The 20,956-nt window shown below is 64.6% G+C and carries 20 protein-coding genes; 17 read left to right on the plus strand and 3 right to left on the minus strand.

Going from position 1 to position 20,956, the window contains the following annotated elements; all coding sequences use genetic code 11:
• Positions 1-62: 62 nt before the first annotated feature.
• Positions 63-707: a nucleotidyltransferase family protein gene (locus tag V6F88_RS20090; RefSeq protein WP_332612032.1), complete on the minus strand. Its 645-nt coding sequence runs from the start codon at positions 705-707 to the stop codon at positions 63-65.
• Here V6F88_RS20090 and V6F88_RS20095 point away from each other — a divergent pair.
• The 5 genes from V6F88_RS20095 (at position 706) to paoC (ending at position 5,989) form a co-directional block, all read left to right on the plus strand.
• Positions 706-918, plus strand: a complete 213-nt coding sequence (locus V6F88_RS20095; protein WP_332612067.1) for a hypothetical protein — start codon at positions 706-708, stop codon at positions 916-918. The two genes, V6F88_RS20090 and V6F88_RS20095, sit on opposite strands and share 2 nt — an antisense overlap.
• A gap of 197 nt (positions 919-1,115) precedes the next feature.
• Positions 1,116-2,174, plus strand: coding sequence for an XdhC family protein (locus tag V6F88_RS20100; protein ID WP_332611717.1), 1,059 nt, complete (start codon positions 1,116-1,118; stop codon positions 2,172-2,174).
• A 14-nt stretch (positions 2,175-2,188) separates the two neighbouring features.
• Positions 2,189-2,833: an aldehyde dehydrogenase iron-sulfur subunit PaoA gene (paoA, locus tag V6F88_RS20105; protein WP_332611718.1), complete on the plus strand. Its 645-nt coding sequence runs from the start codon at positions 2,189-2,191 to the stop codon at positions 2,831-2,833.
• On the plus strand, positions 2,830-3,780 hold the full coding sequence (locus tag V6F88_RS20110) for an FAD binding domain-containing protein (protein ID WP_332611720.1): 951 nt from the start codon (positions 2,830-2,832) through the stop codon (positions 3,778-3,780). The genes paoA and V6F88_RS20110 overlap by 4 nt, the downstream gene beginning before the upstream one ends.
• A 4-nt stretch (positions 3,781-3,784) precedes the next feature.
• Positions 3,785-5,989 carry an aldehyde oxidoreductase molybdenum-binding subunit PaoC gene (gene paoC, locus V6F88_RS20115; protein WP_332611722.1) on the plus strand — a complete coding sequence of 735 codons (2,205 nt, stop codon included), beginning with the start codon at positions 3,785-3,787 and terminating at the stop codon, positions 5,987-5,989.
• A 102-nt stretch (positions 5,990-6,091) separates the two neighbouring features.
• On the opposite strand, the gene V6F88_RS20120 is transcribed toward paoC, so the two are convergent.
• The gene (locus V6F88_RS20120; protein ID WP_332611724.1) at positions 6,092-6,895 is read right to left on the minus strand and encodes an IclR family transcriptional regulator; all 804 of its coding nucleotides are present in this window, start codon (positions 6,893-6,895) and stop codon (positions 6,092-6,094) included.
• A 237-nt stretch (positions 6,896-7,132) separates the two neighbouring features.
• On the opposite strand from V6F88_RS20120, the gene V6F88_RS20125 reads away from it, so the two are divergent.
• The 10 genes from V6F88_RS20125 to V6F88_RS20170 all read left to right on the plus strand — a co-directional run bounded on the left by V6F88_RS20125 (position 7,133) and on the right by V6F88_RS20170 (position 17,997).
• Positions 7,133-7,432, plus strand: a complete 300-nt coding sequence (locus V6F88_RS20125; RefSeq protein ID WP_332611726.1) for a recombinase-like helix-turn-helix domain-containing protein — start codon at positions 7,133-7,135, stop codon at positions 7,430-7,432.
• Between the two features lie 64 nt (positions 7,433-7,496).
• The gene (locus V6F88_RS20130) at positions 7,497-8,570 is read left to right on the plus strand and encodes an aromatic ring-hydroxylating dioxygenase subunit alpha (RefSeq protein WP_332611728.1); all 1,074 of its coding nucleotides are present in this window, start codon (positions 7,497-7,499) and stop codon (positions 8,568-8,570) included.
• Positions 8,557-9,339 carry an SDR family oxidoreductase gene (locus V6F88_RS20135; RefSeq protein WP_332611730.1) on the plus strand — a complete coding sequence of 261 codons (783 nt, stop codon included), beginning with the start codon at positions 8,557-8,559 and terminating at the stop codon, positions 9,337-9,339. The genes V6F88_RS20130 and V6F88_RS20135 overlap by 14 nt, the downstream gene beginning before the upstream one ends.
• Positions 9,340-9,434: 95 nt before the next feature.
• Positions 9,435-10,226, plus strand: a complete 792-nt coding sequence (locus tag V6F88_RS20140; RefSeq protein WP_332611732.1) for an SDR family oxidoreductase — start codon at positions 9,435-9,437, stop codon at positions 10,224-10,226.
• Entirely contained in the window at positions 10,219-11,889 is a 1,671-nt protein-coding gene (locus tag V6F88_RS20145; protein ID WP_332611734.1) for a thiamine pyrophosphate-binding protein, read from the plus strand. Before V6F88_RS20140 ends, V6F88_RS20145 begins: the two co-directional genes overlap by 8 nt.
• Before the next feature lie 29 nt (positions 11,890-11,918).
• Complete coding sequence (locus V6F88_RS20150; protein WP_332611736.1) at positions 11,919-13,397, plus strand: aldehyde dehydrogenase; 1,479 nt, start codon at positions 11,919-11,921, stop codon at positions 13,395-13,397.
• Between the two features lie 27 nt (positions 13,398-13,424).
• Positions 13,425-14,402 carry a VOC family protein gene (locus V6F88_RS20155; protein WP_332611737.1) on the plus strand — a complete coding sequence of 326 codons (978 nt, stop codon included), beginning with the start codon at positions 13,425-13,427 and terminating at the stop codon, positions 14,400-14,402.
• A gap of 33 nt (positions 14,403-14,435) precedes the next feature.
• Positions 14,436-15,386, plus strand: coding sequence for a PDR/VanB family oxidoreductase (locus V6F88_RS20160; RefSeq protein ID WP_332611738.1), 951 nt, complete (start codon positions 14,436-14,438; stop codon positions 15,384-15,386).
• A 41-nt stretch (positions 15,387-15,427) separates the two neighbouring features.
• Complete coding sequence (locus tag V6F88_RS20165; protein WP_332611740.1) at positions 15,428-16,585, plus strand: porin; 1,158 nt, start codon at positions 15,428-15,430, stop codon at positions 16,583-16,585.
• A 62-nt stretch (positions 16,586-16,647) separates the two neighbouring features.
• Positions 16,648-17,997, plus strand: coding sequence for an MFS transporter (locus V6F88_RS20170; RefSeq protein WP_332611742.1), 1,350 nt, complete (start codon positions 16,648-16,650; stop codon positions 17,995-17,997).
• On the opposite strand, the gene V6F88_RS20175 is transcribed toward V6F88_RS20170, so the two are convergent.
• Positions 17,994-19,001, minus strand: a complete 1,008-nt coding sequence (locus V6F88_RS20175; RefSeq protein ID WP_442880373.1) for an Ldh family oxidoreductase — start codon at positions 18,999-19,001, stop codon at positions 17,994-17,996. The genes V6F88_RS20170 and V6F88_RS20175 overlap by 4 nt on opposite strands.
• 586 nt (positions 19,002-19,587) lie before the next feature.
• Here V6F88_RS20175 and V6F88_RS20180 point away from each other — a divergent pair.
• Together V6F88_RS20180 and V6F88_RS20185 are read left to right on the plus strand one after the other, a co-directional pair.
• Positions 19,588-20,172, plus strand: coding sequence for a fimbrial protein (locus V6F88_RS20180; RefSeq protein ID WP_332611746.1), 585 nt, complete (start codon positions 19,588-19,590; stop codon positions 20,170-20,172).
• Positions 20,173-20,186: 14 nt separating this feature from the next.
• A complete protein-coding gene (locus tag V6F88_RS20185) occupies positions 20,187-20,948 on the plus strand; it encodes a fimbrial biogenesis chaperone (RefSeq protein WP_332611747.1) in 762 nt (253 codons plus the stop codon).
• The last annotated feature ends 8 nt before the right edge of the window (positions 20,949-20,956 follow it).

Consider the following 20,956-nt stretch of genomic DNA (forward strand, 5'->3'; position numbering starts at 1 on the left):
TACGTAGCCAGACTACCTGGCCGGACTACCTGGCCGGGATACCTGGCCGGGATACGGCAGAATCAATGACCGGCGTGCAGGTCCCGCGGCGTGTCCACATCGGCGTGCACGCCGGGGTCGTCCACCGCCAACTCGTGCACGGGATGGCGCAGTAGCAAGCTGCGCGCGCCCACATCGCCCGACAGCGCGGCAAGCTCGGGCCAGAGATCGCGCGCGAAGGCGACGGGGTGGCCGCGCTTGCCTTGCCACGTAGGCGTCACGATGCGATGGCGCGCCGCTGCGGCGGCCACTTGCAGGCAGGTGTCGGCGCGCAACCACGGCATGTCGGCCAAGGCGACAAGGCACGACGACGCGGCGGGAACGCTCTGCCCCTGGGCGGCAACGTCTCGCCCTTTGGGTAAGGAACCCTTGGCCCGGTCAATGGGCGAGCCAAGCAAATGGCGGGCGGCGGTCGCCAGACTGTCGCCCATGCCGTCCGCGATCGCGCCCACCATGACAAGCTCGCATCCTTCCGCTTGCAGCAGCGCGCCCAGCGCCGCTTGGTCGGGTCGAAGCACCGCGATGGTGCGTGACGTGGCGCTGCCCAGCGCGCGGGCTGACGCCACCGCCACCGGCGTGCCATCTTCCAATCGCGCCATCAACTTGTCCTGACCGGGGGCGTCTGCGCCGTAGCGCCGCCCATGGCCGGCCGCCAGCAAGATGCCGATGCACGCGGCCGAGGGCAAAGCGCGCAACGCGGAAGAGGGGGACGCGGAAGGCGGGGACAAGGAAGGCGCTGACAAGGAAGGCGGTGACAAGGAAGGGGCGGACAAAGAAGGCGCTGACAAAGAAGGGGCTGACAAAAAAGGGGCTGACAAAGATGGGGCTAACAAAGAAGGGGCGGACAAGGAAGGGCTGACGAAGATAGTAGCGGCCTAGGCATGGCGCTTGCTGGGCGATCACGATTGACGGTGGGCAGCTGGGAGGTGGAGCGTGGCGTCTCGGACACCCGCGCCACTTCCGACATTCCCCCCCGTAATTCGTGAATTTCACTCAACGGTGTATGCGGATTTTGCCTCTTTTCTTGCCGGGTAAGCCACTGTTAGAGTAAGTCCGATATTTCCAAGGGCACCAACATGGAAAGTCTTGATCTACAAGTGTTGGCCGCTATCCAGGCGTGGCGGCGCCAGGGCCACCGGTTTGTGCTGGCCACGGTAGCCGCAACCTGGGGCGCCTCGCCCCGGCCACGCGGATCGTGGCTGGCGGTGCGCGACGATGGCCGCATCGCAGGGTCGGTATCCGGTGGCTGTATCGAAGACGACCTTATCGAAAAAATGCGGCGCGGCGACCTGTGGCGCGCTGGCCCCTACGCCCTGACGTACGGCGCCACCCGCGACGAAGCCCTGAACTTTGGCTTGCCCTGCGGCGGCATCCTGGAATTGTTGATCGAACCCAAACCGGATGCGGTGCAACTGCAAAGCCTTGCCGACCGCCTGCGCGACGGCGAACTTATCAAAAGATCGTTGAGCCTGGCCGATGGCACCGCGTTGCTGGCCCTTGCCGCGCCGGGCGATCGATTCGGCTGGGATGGCAAGACGCTTACCACGCTACACGGCCCGCAATGGCGCTTGCTGCTGGTCGGGGCGGGCGACATCGCGCGCTATGTGGCGCCGATGGCGCTGGCGCTGGGCTTCGACGTCACCGTGTGCGACCCGCGCGAAGAATATGCCGCGTCTTGGGACGTGCCGGGTACTCGACTTGTCACGACGATGCCTGACGACACGGTGATGGCCCTTGCGCCGGACGTGCACACGGCGATCATCGTGCTGGCGCATGACCCCAAGCTGGACGACATGGCCTTGCTGGAGGCGCTGCCGTCGCCGGCGTTCTTTGTGGGCGCGTTGGGCTCGCGCCGCACCAACGAACAGCGACGCGCGCGTCTGCGCGAACACTTTGGTTTTACAGAAGCGCAGGTTGCGCGCCTGCGCGGCCCGGTGGGCCTGCCCATCGGCAGCCGCACCCCGCCAGAGATCGCGGTGTCGATCCTGGCAGAGCTGACGCAGCAACGTATCCAACAGACGACACACGCCGCCGCGCATTCCCGCCGGGAATGGGAATGCGGGTTGCTGCAACCCGACCCGAAACCCGACCCGCAACCCGACCCGCAGCGCGTCGCCGTCCGCGTCGCCGACTAAACAAAGGGGCAGACTTGGAAAACTCATCCGCAATCAAGATCACCCGGCGCAATCTGCTGAAAGCGGGCGCCGTTTCCGCAACCGCCATGGCCGCCTCATCGTCGGTGTCGTTGGCGCAGCAGGCCACGCAGACCGGCGTGCAGCCCATGTCCGCCACAGTAACGCTGCGGGTCAATGGGTCGCCACGCGAAGTGTCGTTGGACATGCGCACCAGCTTGCTGGACGCGCTGCGCGAACACTTGCATCTGACCGGGACCAAGAAGGGGTGTGACCACGGCCAGTGCGGCGCCTGTACGGTCGTGCTGGATGGGCGCCGCGTCAATTCCTGTTTAACCCTGGCGGTGATGCATGACGGCGCCGAGATCACCACCATTGAAGGGCTGGGCTCGCCGGCCGCGCTGCACCCGCTACAGGCCGCTTTCGTCAAGCATGACGGCTATCAGTGCGGCTACTGCACGCCCGGTCAGATCTGTTCGGCGGTGGCCATGCTGGAAGAATTGGCGCAAGGCGTGCCCAGCCACGTCAGCGACAGCCTGACCGAGCGCCCGCTGCTCAGCGTGGACGAAATCCGCGAACGCATGAGCGGCAACATCTGCCGCTGCGGCGCCTATTCCAACATCATTGAAGCCATCACCGAGGTGGCGGGGAGCAAAGCATGAGGCCGTTTACCTACGAACGCGCACGCACCCCCGCCGACGCCGCCGCCAGCGCCGCCCAGGCGCGCGGCGCGCGCTTCATCGCGGGCGGCACCAATCTGCTGGACCTGATGAAGCTGGAAGTGGAAACGCCCACGCACCTGATCGATGTGAACGGCCTGGAGCTGGACCAGATCATGCCCACGCCCGACGGCGGGCTGCGCATCGGGAGCCTGGTGCGCAATACCGATCTGGCCGCCGACGAGCGCGTGCGGCGGGACTACGCCGTGCTGTCGCGCGCCATTCTGGCCGGCGCGTCCGGGCAGATACGCAACCGGGCGACCACAGCGGGCAACCTGCTGCAACGCACGCGCTGCCCGTATTTCTACGACACCAACATGCCGTGCAACAAGCGCGCGCCGGGCACGGGCTGTTCGGCCATCGGCGGCGTAACGCGTCAGTTGGCCGTGATCGGCACCAGTGACGCCTGTATCGCCACGCACCCCAGCGACATGGCGGTGGCCATGCGCGTGCTGGACGCGCAGGTGGAAACGGTGCGGCCGGACGGCGCCACGCGCGTGATTCCTATTGCCGACTTCTACCGCCTGCCCGGAGACACGCCGCATATTGAAAGCACGCTGGAACCCGGCGAGCTGATTACGGCGGTAGCCCTGCCCAAGCCGGCCGGCGGCACGCACGTGTACCGCAAGGTACGCGACCGCGCGTCCTACGCGTTTGCGCTGGTGTCCGTGGCCGCCGTGGTCCAGGCGGACGGCAGCGGCCGGGTGGCGTTGGGCGGCGTGGCGCCGCAACCGTGGCGTCTGGACGCGGCCGACGCCGCATTGCCGCAAGGCGCGCAAGCGGTGGCCGACCGCCTGTTGGCCGATGCCCGACCCACCGCCGACAACGCGTTCAAGCTGACGCTGGCGGCGCGAACCCTGAGTGCAGTGCTGGCGCAAGCGAGGGCCTGACGCGATGAAATTCGATACTCCCGCTACCCAAAATCCCATCGATCAAATGAAGGTCGTGGGCCATGGCGTCGATCGCATCGACGGCCCCTTGAAAACCACCGGCCGGGCGCCCTATGCCTACGAGCGGCATGACGTGGCGCCGGACGCCGCCGTGGGCTATGTGCTGGGCGCGGCCATTGCAAAAGGCCGCATCACGTCGATGGACATCGAAGCCGCGCGCCGCGCGCCGGGCGTGCTGGCGGTGGTGACCGCGCAAAACGCCGGCAAGCTGGGCAAGGGCAAGATGAATACCGCCACGCTGCTGGGCGGCCCTGCCATCGAACACTATCACCAGGCCATCGCCTTGGTGGTGGCCGAAAACCTGGAACAGGCGCGCGCCGCCAGCCGGCTCATCCGCGTGCAGTACGAACGCACGCAAGGCGCGTTTGATCTGGCCGCCGAGAAAGCGTCCACGGACAAGGCCGGCAAGGGCGATCCGCAAGAGGACCGCGTGGGTGAATTCGAAAGCGCCTACGCCCAGGCGCCGGTGAAGATCGACCACACCTACACCACGCCCGACCAATCGCACGCCATGATGGAACCGCATGCGTCCGTGGCCAAGTGGGAAGGCGATGCGCTGACGGTGTGGACGTCGAATCAGATGGTGGATTGGGGCCGTGGCGACCTTGCGCGCACCTTGGGCGTGCCGCGCGAAAAAGTGCGCCTGATCTCGCCCTATGTGGGGGGCGGCTTTGGCGGCAAGCTGTTTGTGCGCGCGGATGCCTTGATGGCGGCGCTGGGCGCGCGGGCGGCGGGCCGGCCGGTAAAGGTGGCGCTGCAACGCCCGTTGATGGCGAATAACACCACGCATCGGCCCGCAACGATTCAGCGCGTGCGCATCGGCACGACGCCAGACGGCAAGATCACTGCCATCGGCCACGAAAGCTGGTCGGGCGATTTGCCGGGCGGCCAGCCCGAGTTGGCCGTGCAACAAACGCGGTTGCTGTACGCCGGCGCCAACCGGCTGACCGCGCTGAACCTGATGCAGCTGGACCTGCCCGAAGGCAACGCCATGCGCGCGCCCGGCGAGGCGCCCGGCATGATGGTGCTGGAAATCGCCGTGGACGAAATGGCCGAAGCGGCCGGGCTGGACCCGGTGGAATTCCGCGTGCGCAACGACACGCAGGTGGACCCGGCCAAGCCGGACCGCCCGTTCTCACAACGCCGTTTCATTGAATGCCTGCGCCTGGGCGCGGACCATTTTGGATGGGCCAATCGCAGCGCCAAACCCGGCGCCCGCCGGGACGGGCGCTGGCTGGTGGGCATGGGCGTGGCGTCGGCCTTTCGCAATAACCTGGTGACCACATCGGCGGCGCGCGTGCGTCTGGATGCGGCGGGCCAGGTCATTGTTGAAACGGACATGACCGATATCGGCACCGGCAGCTATACGATCATTGCGCAGACTGCCGCGGAAATGCTGGGCGTGCCGCTGGCCAAGGTGATTGTGCGGCTGGGCGATTCCAACTTCCCGGTGTCGGCCGGCTCGGGCGGCCAGTGGGGCGCCAATAGCTCAACGTCCGGCGTGTACGCGGCGTGCGACAAGCTGCGCACCCAGATCCTGCAACGCCTGGGCTTTGCCACGGACGGGGCGGTCTTTGCGGACGGCTCGGTCACCGATGCAACCGGCCGGACGGCGACGCTGCGCGATGCGGCGGCGGGCGGCGACCTGGTGGCGGAAGACACGATGGAATTCGGGGACCTGGACAAGAAATTCCAGCAGTCCACCTTCGGCGCCCATTTTGTCGAAGTGGCGGTGGACGCGGCCACCGGCGAGACGCGCATCCGGCGCATGCTGGCCGTATGCGCGGCCGGGCGCATCCTGAACCCCAAGACCGCGCGCAGCCAGGTGATCGGCGCCATGACGATGGGCGTGGGCGCGGCCTTGATGGAAGAGCTGGCGGTGGACGACCGCGTCGGCTTCTTCGTGAACCACGACCTGGCCGGCTACGAGGTGCCGGTGCACGCCGACATCCCAAGCCAGGAGGTCATCTTTCTGGATGAGACCGACCCGATTTCCTCGCCCATGAAAGCCAAGGGCGTGGGCGAGCTGGGCCTGTGCGGCGTGGGCGCGGCGATTGCCAATGCGATCTACAACGCCACCGGTGTCCGCGTGCGCGACTACCCGATCACGTTGGACAAGCTGCTGCCGGGGTTGCCGGAGCTGCGCTGATGGAGCTTTGGGGCTGCACAGCGGCAGGCCCCACATCGAGATCGGAAAGCCGCACGGCGGTATTGCGCTGACGGCAATCCCGATCAGCAGCCGGCGCTGTCATCAGCGTGCCGCATGACCCAACAACGCGGACAATTCCGCCGCGCTTTGGCGCACGGTGGCAACCACGGCCTCTTCGTTCAGGGCGCGGCTTTCGATGTGCGTGGTGGGAATGGTGACGCCAATGGCGGCAACGATCCGACCGCTGCCGTCGCGGACGGGCGCGACTACGCTGGCGATAGTGGCCTCAAAAAAACCGACATCCTTTACGTAGCCGCGCGCGGCGTCCTGCCGCAGCATGTCGTGCAACGCCGTCACCGTGGACGGCGTGCGCGCCGTGTAGGCGTCCAGGGTTGCGTTGGGGTAGAGCGCTTGCAATTCGTCCAGCGTCAACTCGCATAACAACGCCCGTCCCAATGACGTGGAATGCGCGGGCAGGCGCGTTCCCACGTGAAGCATGCTGACAAAAGGCGTTGGGGCCGACGACTTCGCGACCACCACTACCGACTGCCCGTCGCGGACCACCAGGTTTGACGACAGCTTGGTCTCGTCGCGCAACCGTTCCAGCAGCGGGCTGCCCAATTCGTTCAATTCCAACGACGCCAGATACTCAAAACCCAGGCGCAACACGGCCATGTCCAGCCGATAGGCCGTCCCGGACTCCACCTTGCGCACGAAGCCCATCCGTTCAAGGGTGGTCAACAGTCTGAAGACAGTCGAGCGCGGGATCGACAACCGACGAGCCAATTCCGGAGCCGTCAACGTCCTGTCGTCTCTGTTGAATTCGGCAAGCAGCAGCAGACCGCGCTCCAACGCGGGTACGGCATAGCGGTCGGACGGCGTCTCGCTGTTTTCGGGGTCGGTCACGTATGGGCTCCGGGCAGGGGGTTGAAAAATTGCGACGTCAGAGTACCGCAGCTCGCTTCGAAAAAGGGCGGCAGATAGGACTAGTTCGAAAAGTTGGGGCGCTAGGGATATCCCGGATGCATCCCCACCAGGCGATCACCATAATTGAATCGCAGGCAAAACAATGTTTCGTATATAAAACGACGCAGCCGCCGTCGCTTAAGGAGAAAGGCCATGCCAGTGCCCGCATCGTCGTCCATGACCGACTTCAACCCCGGCCTCGTCCACCGTCCGTTGCCCAGCGCCGAACACACCGCCGGCAAAGGCGATATCGAAAGGCCGGGAGCCGCGCGAAATCTGATTTGGCAATCGCGTAGCCAAGCGCCGACCGATTTTGAAAACGCGTTGGGCGACGCGCTGGAAACCGCATTCGACGCGGGCGCCGAGACGCCGACGGACGTTGTTGCCAGTTTGAATGCACAAGGCTTGCATACGCCGGACGGCCGGCCCTGGACTGAAGACGCCTTTCTTCAGGCCATGCGCGGGCTTGGCGCGTGACGCTTCGCCCGCGCGGTTGGGCAGCGCTCGGCTGCAAACCCTTTCCACTTCACGAGTTAATGCCATGACAGTCGAACTGATAGAGAACCGCTTGAATCAGGGCCTGCGCAATTATTGGTACCCCGTCATCGCGGATTGGGCGGTGAGCGGCGCGCCGGTCGGCATCACGCGCCTGGGCCAGAACATTGTGTTGTGGCGTGATCAGCAGGGCGAAGTCCATGCGCTGGAAGACCGTTGCCCGCACCGCGGCGCGCGCCTGTCATTGGGCTGGAATCTGGGCGACCGCGTGGCCTGTTGGTATCACGGCGTCGAAGTGGGCAAAGATGGGCAGGTCAAATGTGTGCCGGCCGTTTCCCAAACCCCGCTTGAAGGCCGGCACTGTGTGAAGTCGTACCCGGTAAAGGTCGTGGCGGGCGCGGTGTTCCTGTGGTTTGGCGACGGGCCGGCGCCGGAACTGGGTTTGCCGGACGAGTTGCAACGCGAGGACTATTCGCACTTCCTGTGCACGGCGCAATGGGCCTGTAATTACCGTTACGCCATCGACAACGTCATGGACCCGATGCACGGCGCCTACCTGCACGCGGCGTCGCATTCGATGGCGGATGGCGACAAGCAGGCGCAGATGGCCATCCGCGAAACCGACACCGGGCTTGTCTTCGAAAAGACCAATCAGGCCGGCGTGAATTTTGATTGGGTCGAGTTTGGCGAAACGCAGTCGATGTGGTTGCGCCTGTCCATTCCCTACAAAAAGCGATTCGGCCCGGGCGGGCAATTTGGCATCGTGGGCTACGCCACACCCGTGGACGATGACCACTGCCAGGTCTTCTTCTGGCGGACCCGTCAGGTGCAGGGATGGCAGCGCGATGTCTGGCGTTTTTTGTACCGAAATCGTCTTGAAGGCCTGCACTGGGATGTGCTTGAGCAAGACCGCGTTGTGCTGGAGAACATGGCGCCGGACGCACGCAAGCACGAGATCCTCTATCAGCATGACGTTGGCATCACGCGCGTGCGCCGCATCTTGCAGCGGCGCGCGCAAGCCGAGATCCAGGCCGAAATCCAGTCCAAGACCCAGTCCAAGACCCAGGCTCAGATCCAAACCCCGCACAGTGCCGAGCGTACCGACCATGTCCAAGCTTGATTCCCCCCTTGTCGATCCGCGCTTGCTGGCCGGCCGTCGCATCCTGGTGACCGGCGCGGCGCGTGGGCTGGGCCTGGCATTTTCTGAAGCCCTGGCAGAAGCGGGCGCGCAGGTGGCGATGGCCGACATCCTGGGCACGGAATTGAACGACCAGGCGGACCGGTTGCGTGCCGCGGGCTTGCGCGCGGAGCCTTTCGTGCTGGACTTGCGCGATGCGAATTCCTGCAAGCGATGCGCCCAAGACGCCGTCCATGTCATGGGCGGGCTGGACGGATTGGTGAACAACGCATCCATCACCGATTCCGGCGGCCGCTCGGCCGAAGAATTGGACGTGGCGACGTGGGACAAGGTCATGGAGGTGAATGTGCGCGGCACCTGGCTGATCACCACGGCGTGCTTGCCCGCGCTGCGCGCCAGTGGCCGGGGAAGCATCGTGAACGTGGCCTCGGACACCGCGTTGTGGGGGGCACCGAGGTTGCTGGCGTATGTGGCAAGCAAAGGCGCGCTGATCAGCATGAGCCGATCGCTGGCGCGCGAACTTGGTGCGGACAACATCACCGTCAACACCGTGGCGCCGGGCCTGACGCGGGTGCAAGCCACCGACTACGTGCCGGCCGCCCGCCACGAGCTCTACCGAACCCAGCGCGCCATTGCCCGCGAACAAATCCCCGCCGACCTGTGCGGCACGGTTGCGTTCTGCCTGTCGGACCTGTCGCGTTTCATGACCGGGCAATTGCTGGCCGTGAACGGCGGCATGGTCATGCACTAGGGGCACGATGGCGCAACGCGGTTCCAACTAAGCGCGACAACGCCGACCTACACGTTTCCGGCGGCGGTATCACATCAATCTTCAAGGGAAATTTCATGTGGCAGTTGGATGGCAAGGTCGCGGTGGTGACGGGCGGCTCGTCCGGCATCGGGATGGCGACGGTCGAACGCCTGTTAAGCGCGGGCGCGGCCGTTGCATTCTGCGGACGCGATGCGCAACGCCTGGAAAACGCCCGCGCTTACTTGTTGGACCAACGGCCCGGTGCGCGCTTGTTCGCCGCGCAGTGCGACGTGCTGGATGCTTCGCAAATGGCCACCTTCGCGGAACAAGTGCTGGCGCGGTTGGGCCCGGCCAGCGTGCTGGTCAATAACGCCGGGCAGGGGCGGATATCCACCTTCGCCTCCACTGACGATGCCGCCTGGCAAGACGAACTGAATCTGAAGTTCTTCTCGGTCATACAGCCGACCAAGGCGTTTCTGCCGCAACTGAAGGCGGCTTCGGCCCCCGCCATCGTGTGCGTGAACTCGTTGCTGGCCGTGCAGCCGGAGCCGCACATGGTCGCCACGTCGGCCGCGCGCGCCGGGGTCCACAACCTGGTCCGGTCGATGGCCGCCGAGTTCGCGCCCTTTGGCATCCGCGTCAACGCCATCTTGTTGGGGCTGGTCGAGTCGGGCCAGTGGCGCCGCCGCTTCGAGGCCCGCGAAGACAAATCGCTGGGCTGGGACGAATGGGCCGGGCAGCTGGCTACCGATAAGGCAATTCCGCTTGCGCGCCTGGGCACGCCCAGCGAAGCCGCCAATGCGATCTGTTTCCTGGCCTCGCCCCTGGCGGCATACACCACGGGCGGCCACATTGATGTATCCGGAGGATTAGCCCGTCATGCATGAACCACAGCGCATCACCGTCGGCCATGCCATTGCCGCCTTTTTGGAGCAGTGCGGCATCAAGGCCGCATTTGGCGTGATTTCCATCCACAACATGCCCATCCTGGATGCAATAGGCGAACGTCACAACATCCGCTTCGTGCCGGCGCGCGGCGAAGCGGGCGCCACCAACATGGCGGACGCCTATGCGCGCACCACGGGGGGGCTGGGCGTCTGCATCACCAGTACCGGAACCGCTGCCGGCAACGCGGCGGGCGCGCTGGTTGAAGCCACCACCGCCGGGACACCGCTGCTGCATCTGACCGGGCAAATCGAAAGCGCCTTCGTGGATCGCGGCATGTCTTATATCCATGAAGCCCAGGACCAGTTGTCCATGTTGAAGTCGGTGTCCAAAGCGGCATTCCGCGTACGCAGCGCCGACACGGCCATGCGTGTGATTCGCCAGGCCGTCCAGGTGGCGATGACGGCGCCGCGCGGGCCGGTAAGCGTCGAGATTCCCATCGACATCCAGGCCGCGTTGGTCCCCGCAACACCAGAATTGGCACCCTTGCCCGTTGCACCGATCGCCCCGTGCGCCGACGCGTTGGACCGTCTGGCAGACCTGCTGGTGCAGGCGCGCCGCCCGATGCTGTGGCTGGGAGGCGGGGCGCGCGGCGCGGCGGGCGCGGTCAAACGCCTGCGCGAGCTGGGGTTTGGCGTTGTCACCAGTACACAAGGGCGCGGCGTGCTGCCCGAGGATGACCCTGGCTCGCTGGGAGCCTTCAACCTGCAAGCGCCTGTCGAGGCCTTCTACCAGACCTGCGATGCCATGCTGGTGGTGGGGTCACGCTTGCGGGGCAATGAAACGCTGCAATACCGGCTGACGCTGCCCTGCAATCTGACCCGCATCGACGTCGATCCCGCCGCCGACGGGCGCTGCTACGCCAATACCCACTTTGTACAGGGCGACGCCGCCCTGGCGCTGGATGGCCTGGCCAACCGCTTGCAAGGCAGCATGCGGATCGATGAGGGTTTCCTGGCGGATCTGCGCAGCGCACGCGAGCAAGCCCGCGCGACCCTGCGCGACGGGCTGGGCGCCTACGGGGATTTGGTCGACGCGCTTGAACACCACATGGGCAAGCGATTTAACTGGGTGCGCGATGTCACGGTGTCAAACAGCACCTGGGGCAACCGCTACCTGAAAGTGCTGGACCCGCTGGCCGGCGTGCACGCACTGGGCGGGGGTATTGGGCAGGGCCTGGCCATGGGCATCGGCGCGGCGGTCGGCGCGGCGGTGACCGGGTCGGCCAAAAAGACCTACTGCTTGTCCGGCGATGGGGGGTTCATCCTGAACCTGGGTGAACTGGCCACCGCCGTGCAAGAACGGGCCGACGTGGTGTTCGTGTTGATGAACGACCGGGGTTACGGCGTCATCAAAAACATCCAAGACCGCCAATACGGGGCACGCCGTCACTACGTGGATTTGCATACCCCCGACTACGCCGCCCTGGCCGCATCGCTGACGTTGCCGCACGTGCGTGTGTCGCGGGTGGACGACATGGAAGCCGCCCTGAAATTCTGCGCCGGGGTGACCGGGCCGTGCCTGATTGAAGTGGACATGCTTGCCCTTGGAAAATTCAAAACCGACTTCGCCGGCCCGCCCGTCAAGACGGCTGATGCCCTCTGACCCCCGACGCCATGCCTTGGAGTCTTGCCATGAACGAAAAGAAACTCTTGGACATTTGCGTGGGCGGTGTCTGGCGACCGGGGCGGGGCGAGGCGTATGCCAGCGTGTATCCCGCCACCGGCCAACCCATTGCGCACTTGCGTGCGGCCAGCGTGGACGACGTGCACGAAGCGGTTGCCTTGGCGGACGATGCGTTTCGCCGTGGCGAATGGGCGCAAAAAAAGCCGCACGAGCGGGCCTGGGTGCTCTATCGCGTGGCGCAGATGATCCGCGAGCGCGCCGAGGAACTGGCGCAGAAGCAGCGTCTGGATAACGGCAAGCCCATTACCGAGACCCGGGCGCTGGTCGCCAGCGCGGCGGCAACATTTCAGTTCTACGCGGCCGCGTGCGAGTCCCTGGAAGACAGCTTGACCCCCGCGCGCGGGGACTGCCTGACGATGAGCGTGCACGAGCCCATGGGCGTCGTCGCCGCGATCACACCCTGGAACTCGCCCATTGCCAGCGAAGCGCAGAAGTTGGCACCCGCGCTGGCAGCGGGCAATGCCGTCATTATCAAGCCCGCCGAAATCACGCCGCTGATGGCGTTGGAGCTGGCCGCCATCTGCGAACTTGCGGGTGTGCCGGCCGGCATGGTAAGCGTGCTACCGGGCAAGGGCTCGGTGCTGGGCGATGCACTGGTTCGCCACCCGCTGGTCAAGCGGGTGGCCTTTACGGGCGGCACGCGCACGGGCAAGCAGATCGCGCGTATCGCGGCCGACAAGATGATGCCGGTGTCCATGGAACTAGGTGGCAAGTCGCCCACCATGGTGCTGGCCGATGCTGATATCGATCACGCCGTCAACGGCGTGTTGTACGGCATTTTCAGTTCGTCAGGAGAGTCATGCGTTGCCGGCTCGCGACTGTTCGTGGCGCGGCCGCTCTATGCGCAATTCATGGACCGGCTAAGCGACGCCGCGCGCCGGCTTCGCGTGGGAGACCCGGCGGATCCGGCCACGCAGATGGGACCACTGATCAGCGAGGAGCACCGCGCGACGGTGGAACGCTATGTGGCACTGGGCCTCAGCGAAGGCGGCACCATACGGACGGGCGGCAAGCGGCCGGAGGGCAAGGGCTGCGACCAGGGGTATTTCTATGCGCCGACCATCATCGAAAACCTCAGCAACACCGACCGCACCTGCCAGGAAGAGATTTTTGGCCCCGTGTTGGTTGCGATGCCTTTTGATGACGAGGACGCGCTGATCGCGTTGGCTAACGACAGCGTGTACGCGCTGGCCGCGGGCATCTGGACGCGCGACTACAAGAAGGCATGGCGGATCGGGCGGCAGATCCAGGCCGGTACGGTCTGGATCAACACCTACAAGCAATTCTCGATTTCGACGCCCTTCGGAGGGTGGCGCGACAGCGGCCTGGGCCGCGAGAAGGGCCGGCTGGGTATCCAACAGTACATGGAGCAAAAAAGCATTTACTGGGGAATGAATGCGCAGCCGTTGCCCTGGGCTAATTGCTGACCGCGGTTTATCTGAACGAGGAAAACAATGAACCACCGTATCGTCGGAATCGACCAGATCACTTACAGCGCCGATGATCTTGACGCTTGCCGCGCATTCTTCCTGGACTGGGGGCTGACGCTGCATGAGGCGTCGCCGTCCCGCTTGATCTTCCACACCTTGAACGGGTGCCAGGTTGCGGTCTACGCGCCATCGGAAAACCTGCCGCCCGCCATCGAGCCGGGGCCGACGCTACGCGAAGTGGTATGGGGCGTATCGTCGGACGCCATGCTCATCACCATGGCCGACCGCTTGCGCGACAAGCCGGGTTATTGCACGGGGTACGACGGAGTTTCCTGCCTGGACCCCAACGGCCTGACGATCCGCTTCGAGCGCACGCGGCGACAGCCGGTGGTGCTGGAGTGCGGCGCCATGAACACGTGGGCGGCCAAGCCCCGGGTGAATCAGGCGTCGCCCATCTACGAACGCGCGACCCCGATCGAAATCGGCCACGTCGTCTTCTTCGTCAAGGACGTGGAGGCCACCGCGCGCTTCTACACGGAGTTCTGCGGGTTTGTCATGTCCGACTGCTACCCCGGGCGCGGCGTGTTCCTGCGGTGCGACGCAAGCGGCGGCCATCACGATCTGTTTTTGTTGCAGCTGCCGCAAGCCCGCGCGGGCCTGAACCATGTGGCCTTTACCGTGCGAGATATCCACGAAGTGTTCGGCGGTGGGCTGCATATGGCGCGCTGCGGATGGGAAACCCAGCTGGGTCCCGGGCGGCATCCCGTGTCGTCCGCATACTTCTGGTACTTCAAGAATCCGGCGGGCGGCCTCATCGAATACTACGCCGACGAAGACCAGCTGGACGAGCGCTGGCAGCCTCGCGAATTCGAACCCGGCCCCACGGTATTCGCGGAATGGGCGATAGACGGCGGAATCGACGGCAATACCCGCCGCCAGAAAAGCCTCGACGCGGCGCGCCCTGGGCTGTTCCCCACCGATCAATCCGCCGTCAAGCCCTAGCGTGGAATTCACCATTCATCTGGAAAAATTCTGATGTCAGTTCCTGTTCCCATCCCGGTCCGTGTGCAGGGCATGCGGTTTGAAGCGCGCAACGTCGTCAGCGTGGAACTGATGTTGCCGGACGGCTCGGAGTTGCCCGCCTTCACGCCCGGCGCGCATATTGATCTGCACCTGCAAGATGGCTTGAAGCGCAGCTATTCGATCTGTAGCGAGCCCGGCCAACGCGATCGCTATGTGGTCGGCGTGCTGCACGAGCGCAACAGCCGGGGCGGCTCGGCCTACATCCATGAAAAATTGCGCCCGGGTCAGCAAATGTTGATCGATCCGCCCCGCAATCACTTCCAGCTTGAAGCGTCGGCGGAACATTCGGTGTTGATCGCAGGGGGCATCGGCATCACCCCCATCTTGTGCATGTATGAAGATCTGATGCGGCAGGGCAGGCGCGTGAATCTGTTGTACGCGGCGCGATCGCGCCCCGAGGCCGCCTTCCTGTCGCGCGTGCCTGCCGCGGACGGATCGCAGCTGCACTTCGACGACGAGCACGGCGGCCCGCCCGACCTGAGTCGCTTTCTGGCCGCGATGCCCGCATCGGCGCACTTCTATTGCTGCGGTCCCAAGCCGATGATCGACGCTTTTGAAGCCGCCGCCGCCGGGTTGAATCTTGCCCATTGCCATGTGGAACGCTTCAGCGCCAAGGACGCGGGCCCGGTGCGGGGCAAAGCTTACGAAGTCACGTTGGCCCGGGCCGGAATAACCGTTGCGGTTTCCTCTGGCGCAAGGCTGCTCGACTGCCTGCTCGATGCCGGCATCGACATCCCGCACAGTTGCCGCGAGGGCGTCTGGGGAAGCTGTGAAACGCGCGTGCTGCAAGGCACGCCCGAGCATCGTGATTCGGTGTTGAGCGACAGCGAAAAAGCCGCCAACAACTGCATGATGGTTTGTGTGTCCGGGAGTCTGGGTGCAAACCTGGTCCTGGATTTGTAGCAGTTCATAAAAGCCCGCTAGACGGGAATAAGGGGAAAGGCATGACCGTAAACCATCCGCGCCGATTGTCGTGGCGCATTGCAACGCGCGTCAGAAAGGGCTTGTCGACCGGCATGGCCACCTGCACGGGCGTGTTTGGCGCCGTGGCGGGGTCAGGAGCCACAAGCAGCCTCGATCTGTACGGAAGCCTGAGCCAAGGCGCCAGCTATATCAGCGATATCGCCGGGGGCAGTTCCATGCGTACTGACGTCGGGACCATGCAGCCGGATCGCTTTGGATTGCGTGGGTCCGAGGACGTGGGCGGGGGGCTGCGGGCCAACTTTCTGTTGGAAGGCGGCTTCGCCACGCGCACGGGGGCGTCCATCGTGCCGGGCGTGTTGTTCAACCGCAATGCCTGGGTCGGCATGAGCAACGGTTGGGGCAGCGTCCAGTTGGGACACCAGCCGGACTTCATGTTCGATGTCATTGGGAAGTACAGCAGCGGTTTTCAGCTGACCAATTTTTTTCTATTTCATCCGGGCAACCTGGACAACCTGGCCAATACATTCCAGGCGAACAATTCCATCAAGTTGCAGACCCCGGCATCGCAACGTTGGCAAGTGGGCGCGCAGTATGGATTCGCGTCGATGCCGGCGCGCGACGGGCCGCGCAGCACGACCACGCTAAGCACCTACGCGCGCTATCAACAGCACGGCTTTTCCGGCGCGCTGGCCTTCACCTTGATCAAGGACCGCGCCAGGATGGACCTGGCGCGCAGCACCGGCGTCACCCGTTTGTTCGGTCAAGCCCTGGTCTCGGGCGTGCCCATCACGTTACCGCGCCAGCGCATCTGGGGGGCGGGCGGGGCTTATCGGCTTGACGGCCTGCCACTGCGGCTTAATGCGACGCTTACCGGCGTGCAACTGAAGTATCGCGGGCGCGACGAATCGATGCGCAACGCCGATTTGGGCGCAGCGTGGACCTACCGGCCCCGCAATGTCCTGAACCTGGGCTATTCGCGCAGCGCTTTTGCGGGCGGCCAATGGGATTTGTTCAGCGCCAGCCATGTACACCAGTTCTCCAAGCGCACGGAATGGTTCGCCCTGGCGGTGTATCAGCGCGCGGGTAATGGGTTGGCGCACGCGGCGATCAATGGCGTGGGCGTGTCGTCAACGCGCAACCAGACGGTGCTGACCAGCGGTATCCACCACTCCTTCTAACGCGGCACTTAGGCGCGGCGCAACCCGCGCCTTTCATCGAAGCCTGAACTACCGAGGTCACTATGCAACGTCTATCAAACAGATGGTTGGGCGTGGTCGCGATTTTCTTGATTGTGACTATCTCGTACGTCGACCGGATTAACCTGTCGATTCTGATCACGCAGCCCGACTTCCTGAAACAGATCGGCCTGACATCCGTGGATAAGGGGGCGCAGGGCCTGCTCGCCACGGTGTTCATGGTGGGCTATGGCTTGTCCTCGATCGTTTTGACACCGATGTGCGTCGCGGTCTTGGGCGTGCGGCGCAGCCTGGTCTATGGCTTGTGCCTGTGGGGCGTGATCACCGTCACGTCGCCCTTGTATCACAGCTATTCCCTGCTGCTGCTCTCGCGGCTGCTGTTGGGCTTATCGGAAGGCCCCCTGTTTGCTCTGGCCTCGTGCTACGTCAAGGCGACCTTTGACGGGCACGAAAACGGCAAGCCGAACTCGCTGATCAATAGCGGTACCGGCATGGGCTTTGCGCTGGGCTATCCCTTTGTGGCGATGCTGGTGCTTCAACTCGATTGGCAGGCGTCGTTCTATGTGCTTGGGCTGGTCAACTTGCTGGTGGGCATTCCCGTGGCGCTGCTGTTTGTGCATATGCCGCCGGGTAGCGAGCCGCAGCGCGGCGCCACGGTGTCGCTACGGGATACGTTGGTCCGGCACCTGCCCGGCATGTTCCGGGGCGCCTTGCAGACCCGGCACGTCATCCTCATCACCGTCTTGACTTCAAGCTTTCTGGCTTATATGTGGGGGGTGGGTAACTGGCTGCCTGGATACTTGAAGGAGGCGCGTGGTTTTGATTTGCGTGACACGGGTTGGCTTGCTTCGATGCCGCAATGGTCAACCATCCTGGCGGTGCTGGCCGGAGGATGGCTTATCGACCGGATTAAACGCGAGCAAGTGCCGCTGATCTTCGTGGGCGGCAGCCTGGGCGTCGTGGCAGCGGTGTCGCTTGCGCTGCTTGTCGACGATCGCTACCACGCGATTTACTGCTTGAGCTTGGCCGGATTCTGCTGGGGGCTGCAAAGCCCCGCGATCCCCAGCACAATGCAGTTTTACGCGCGACCCGAGCACATAGGCAGTGCGTTCGGCGTGGTCAATGGGGTGGGCAGCATGGTCGGAGGGATGATGCCGGCCGCCATGGGCGCCGCCATTGCCATGTCATCCGCCGATAGCGCGCCCGGGGCGGCTGCGTACTCGGCCGGGTTTTATCTTCTGGTTGGCTCGCAGTTGATCACCTGGGCCTGCGGCGTGCTGCTGTGGCTGCGTGTGCGCGACCGTTCCGGCGCGGGTGGGGTGCCGGCCGGCACCCCACCCCCCCCCCCCCCCCCCGCCGCTGGGGGAAGCGCGCCACGCAAGCATCGCGGCTAGCGGTCGCCAAGGGTCCTGATTTCGTCGTACAGCGCGCGGCCGATCCACACGCCTTCCTGTTCGCTCTTGGCGCGCGCCTTGAAGCGGCGTTCGGAAGGCAGGCGGGCGCCCTGGCCGCTGATGGCGTCCAGCATGGCCTCGGCGGCGTCGGCGTTGGCCGGCGCCAGGCCACGGCCCAGGATGTTCGGGTCCAGCGCGATCACCAGTTCCCCGTGCAGGGGCGTGCCGCCTTTGCCGGCATCGTGCGCTTGCGATTGCATGCTGGTCCAGTCCCCGATCAGCGGGCCGGCCAGCAGTTCGATCATCGTGGATAGCGCGGAGCCCTTGTAGGAACCGAACGGCAGCATCGCGCCCGCCAGCCCGGCGGCCGGGTCGGTGGTGGGCCGGCCTTCTGCATCGATTGCCCAGCCTTCGGGAATGGCGCGTCCGGTGCGGCGGTGCAATTCGATTTCACCGCGCGCGACCATGCTGGTGGCAAAGTCGAACACGTAGGGGTAGGGGCCGGGGCGTGGCCAGGCGAAGGCCAGGGGGTTGGTGCCGAACACCGGACGCGTGCCGCCCGCCGGGGCCACCCAGCTATGGCTGGGCGTCATCGCCAGGCCCGCAAGGCCATGCTGCGCAATGGCTTCGACTTCGGGCCACAGCGCGGAAAAGTGGAAGCAATTGTTGATGGCCAGCACGGCCACGCCGTTGCGCCTGGCCTTGTCCACCAGATGCGGCAAGCCTTCCTGAAACGCCAACAGGGAATACGCGCGCTGCGCGTCCACCTGCACGACGGCATCCGTGGGGTGCGTGACGTTAGGCAACGCTTCGGGGTCGACCAGGCCGGACTGCAAGGTGCGCACGCAACCGATCAGGCGATACATGCCATGAGACTGGCAGTCATCGCGCTGACCCGCGGTGATCGTTTGCTCGATGGCCTTGGCGTGCGCGGTTGAAAAGCCATTTCGACTCAACACGTCAAGCGATAACTCATAGACCTCGGTGATCGAGAGATTGACCATGTCGGTGTTCACATTACCTCCGGGTTTGCATTGCATGGCCCCGGCCGGCGATGCGGACGGGGTCGAATCAAAGCGGCGCGGGGCAGTCTGCGCTTGGCCAGTGTAGCGAGGTACGGGGTCGGCGCAATGCGCGAGAGAATGCGCGCGGCATGGCACTGGGGATCAGTCTGATTGCGACCTGAAAATGTCGCGCCGGAACAAGTCGTGGTTGCGGTTGTGGCGGTGCGTCAATTAAAGCGCGGGGCATCTTCTGCAAGGGGGTGGAACGAGTTTTGCAATGCAGCAATACAAACCGCGTTCGCTTTCCCGGCAAAGGGCATTTTTCTGATTTATCAGAGCGCCAATTAAGCATCTTCCTAGTTAAATCCGCGCATCTAAATCGTATCGTTCAAGGACTCGCCCCAACCCATCCCCGCGGCATCGTCTTGCCGGGGTTGGCGAGCCCCGTGGTCAGGGTGCGGTGTGCCGTGTCCTGGCAGTCATCAAGGCTTCGGCGGCATATTGCGTGCGTGGCGTATCCCCCATTCGAATGGATCGTCGCGCCGCCTTTTCAGCCGCCAAATTCATCTTCACAAAAGGAATACGCATGAAGCGCAGTATCGTGACATCCCTTGCCGCCTCCGGCTTGCTGCTCGCCGCGTTTGCTCCGGGCGCCAGCTTTGCCGCCGGCGGTACCGTCAATTTCTTTGGCACGATCAGCGACGTGACGTGCGACGTCGAAGGCAGCGCGGGTGGCGCCAATGGCGTTACCGAGGTGCCTTCGTTCGGCACCGTCAACCCGAAGGACGTTGTGAACGGGTCCGCGCCAGAACGCGACTTCCAGATCAAGGTGCACGGCTCTGCCGACTGCACCAACGACACCAAGGTGCGGCTGCAATTCCATGCCAACCACCCGAACGTCGACAAGGTCACGGGCAACCTGAAGCTGGTGGGCGCAACCCCGGCCGCCGGCGTGCAGATTCAGATCCGCAACAATCGCAGCGACGCCCCGGTCAATATCGCGCCGATCCGGCTGGGCATCACCGACCCCAACCCGCAAGTCGCCGAGGTCAAGAACAATCAGGCCATCCTGTATTACTCGGCCAAATATGTGGCACAGGATCCCGCCGCCACCGCGGTCGGCATGGGCGACGGCGATTCGTTCGTCACCTACACGCTGCGCTACAACTAAGCTCGGCGACAGCAATGAAAACGATCATCGGGGCGCTTGCCCGCCATGCGTTCACGCGCGGGCTATCGCTCGCTTTGGTCCTGTGCGCCTGGGCGGTTCCCGCCCAGGCCGCATTGGTTTTGCAAGGCACTCGCCTGGTCATCAAGTCCGACGCGCGCGATGCCATCATGATTGTCCGCAACAACGGGGCAAGCCCCGTGCTGGCGCAAAACTGGGTCGACGACGGCAAGGAAGGCGTGCTGCCCGCCGATTTGCGCCTGCCGTTCGTGTTGACGCCGCCGATCATGCGAATTGAGCCCAACAGCGCTGCGAACATCCGCATTAGCTACACCAAAGAGCCGTTGCCGTCCGACCGCGAATCCCTGTTTTATCTGAACGTCGTGGAAACGCCACCGCGTGATCCAGCCGCCGTCAATGTGCTGCAATTTTCCTTTCACACGCGCATCAAGATTTTCTTCCGGCCCGCCACGCTGCCCGACGAGGCCGCGATGGCGCCCGACAAGCTGACCTGGAAACTAGTCGGCGGCGCGGGTGGAAAACGCCAGCTTGAAGTCACCAACCCCACGCCGTTTCATGTGTCGTTTGCGCGTGTCGGGCTGGTGTCGGGTGGCAAGACGATTGCCGTGGATAACGGCATGGTCGCGCCATTCGCAACAACCAACTTTCCGCTTGCCCAGGGTGCTACGGGCTTGCAAAAAGGTCTATCCACCGTCCAGTACGAAGCCATCAACGACTTCGGCGGGCGGCGTGCACTCAACAAGCAATTGCTTGACTGAGTTTCTTC

Source organism: Achromobacter sp. ESBL13 (assembly GCF_036668755.1).
In the GTDB taxonomy this organism is placed as follows: domain Bacteria; phylum Pseudomonadota; class Gammaproteobacteria; order Burkholderiales; family Burkholderiaceae_B; genus Achromobacter.